Consider the following 2275-nt stretch of genomic DNA (forward strand, 5'->3'; position numbering starts at 1 on the left):
GTGAGAGTAGGGAACTGCCAGGCATCAAACAAGTGAAGAGCCCATCCTGACGGATGGGCTTTTTGCGTTTTTGTCGTTTAAAATTGCCAGATTTTAGGCACGCCATGGTACCTGCTCCCCCTGACAATCAGGCAAGCCTTCCCTCGCTATATACGGTAAACTAATGCAGATTTTGCATCTGGAAGCCATTATGAGCCACTCACTTAAGCCCTGGAACACCTTCGGTATTGACCGTTCTGCCAAAGCGATTGTACGCGCCGAAACTGAAAAACAGCTACTGGATGCCTGGCAAAATGCCACCGCAGAGCGCCAGCCAACCCTGATCCTTGGTGAAGGAAGCAATGTTCTGTTCCTGAAGGATTATTCCGGTACGGTCATTATCAACCGTATTATGGGGATAGAAGTGAGTGAAACATCTGACGCGTGGCATTTGCATGTTGGTGCAGGAGAAAACTGGCATCAGCTGGTCCAGTTTGCGCTAAATAACGGAATGCCGGGCCTGGAAAATCTTGCTTTGATTCCTGGCTGCGCCGGCTCCTCGCCGATTCAAAATATTGGTGCTTACGGCGTTGAATTACAGAAGGTTTGCCGGTACGTCGACTGCATTGAGTTGGTCACGGGGGTGAAACAGCGTCTTTCCGCTGCTGAATGTCGCTTTGGCTACCGGGACAGTATTTTTAAACATGAATATCAGGACCGCTACGCCATTGTGGCGGTTGGTTTGACGTTGCCAAAAGCCTGGCAACCCGTTTTGACCTACGGTGATTTAACCCGGCTCGATCCGCAAACCGTTACCCCGCAGCAGGTATTTGACGCCGTCTGTCATATGCGCATGACCAAACTCCCCGATCCAAAAGTGAATGGAAATGCGGGGAGCTTCTTTAAGAACCCGGTCGTTAGCGCGGACAAGGCGCAAGCGCTGCTGGCGACCTATCCGGGTATCCCTCACTACCCTCAGCCGGATGGCAGTATGAAACTTGCCGCCGGCTGGCTTATCGATCAATGCCAGCTTAAAGGTAAAGTGATGGGTGGCGCAGCGGTGCATAGCCAGCAGGCGCTGGTATTGATCAATCAGCATCAGGCAACCAGTGAAGACGTGGTTGAGCTGGCTCATTACGTACGCCAGCAGGTTGGTGAGAAGTTTAATATCTGGTTACAGCCGGAAGTGCGCTTTATCGGTGAAACGGGTGAAGTTAATGCCGAGGAGACCATCGCATGAAAGACTACACCGTTCCTTTGACGCTAATATCGATCCTGGCCGACGCTGAATTTCACTCAGGTGAACAGCTTGGCGAGCGTTTAGGGATGAGTCGGGCAGCAATCAACAAGCATATTCAAACGTTACGCGATTGGGGAGTCGACGTATTTACCGTTCCGGGTAAAGGCTACAGTCTCCCTGAGCCTATCCAGCTTCTGGATGAAGAGCAGATCGCCAGGCAGATCGAGCATGGCCGGGTAACCGTACTACCGGTGATTGATTCCACGAACCAGTATCTTCTGGACAGACTTAGCGAACTGCAATCGGGTGATGCCTGCGTGGCTGAGTATCAGCAGGCAGGTCGCGGCCGCCGCGGGCGCAAGTGGTTCTCGCCGTTTGGTTCTAACCTTTACCTTTCAATGTACTGGCGACTGGAGCAGGGCCCTGCTGCGGCTATAGGTTTGAGTCTGGTCATTGGGATCGTCATTGCCGAGGTGCTGCAAAGCCTGGGGGCGGATAAAGTTCGGGTGAAATGGCCAAACGATCTCTATTTACAGGATCGGAAGCTGTCCGGGATCCTGGTGGAACTCACGGGGAAAACCGGCGATGCTGCGCAGATAGTCAGCGGCGCGGGGATCAACCTCATGATGCGCCGGGTGGAGTCTGATGTTGTCAATCAGGGTTGGATCAGCCTCCAGGAGGCAGGGATCTCTATCGATCGTAATACGTTAGCGGCTTGTCTGATTAAAGAGCTGCGGGCAGGATTTAAACTTTTTGAGAATGAAGGTCTGGCACCCTATCTCACCCGCTGGGAAAAGCTCGATAACTTTATTAATCGACCGGTTAAACTTATTATTGGCGATAAAGAGATCTTTGGTATTTCGCGAGGTATTGATGCTCAAGGCGCATTATTACTGGAGCAGGACGGGATGGTAAAACCCTGGATTGGCGGTGAGATATCATTGCGCAGCGCTGAATAAAAAAAGGGGAGCTAACGCTCTAATGCCAGTCAGTTAAGCAACTGACTGGCCCTTTTTCGGGGCTGTGGGGTATCTCCAGGGTCTTTCCTTTACCACT

The 2275-nt window shown here is 51.9% G+C and carries 2 protein-coding genes; both read left to right on the plus strand.

The window, feature by feature from the left end; translation table 11 throughout:
• Positions 1-190: 190 nt before the first annotated feature.
• Positions 191-1219, plus strand: coding sequence for a UDP-N-acetylmuramate dehydrogenase (murB, locus tag ACESQ2_RS28335; RefSeq protein WP_049081087.1), 1029 nt, complete (start codon positions 191-193; stop codon positions 1217-1219).
• Positions 1216-2178: a bifunctional biotin--[acetyl-CoA-carboxylase] ligase/biotin operon repressor BirA gene (gene birA, locus ACESQ2_RS28340; RefSeq protein ID WP_014837096.1), complete on the plus strand. Its 963-nt coding sequence runs from the start codon at positions 1216-1218 to the stop codon at positions 2176-2178. The genes murB and birA overlap by 4 nt, the downstream gene beginning before the upstream one ends.
• Positions 2179-2275: the final 97 nt, after the last annotated feature.

Source organism: Klebsiella sp. Q11, from assembly GCF_964241505.1.
GTDB classification, from domain to species: Bacteria; Pseudomonadota; Gammaproteobacteria; order Enterobacterales; family Enterobacteriaceae; genus Klebsiella; species Klebsiella michiganensis.

Bases quoted from the DNA above. Each gene is read 5' to 3' on its own strand.
- birA (WP_014837096.1), top strand. From the start codon at position 1,216: ATGAAAGACTACACCGTTCCTTTGACGCTAATATCGATCCTGGCCGAC.
- murB (WP_049081087.1), top strand. From the start codon at position 191: ATGAGCCACTCACTTAAGCCCTGGAACACCTTCGGTATTGACCGTTCT.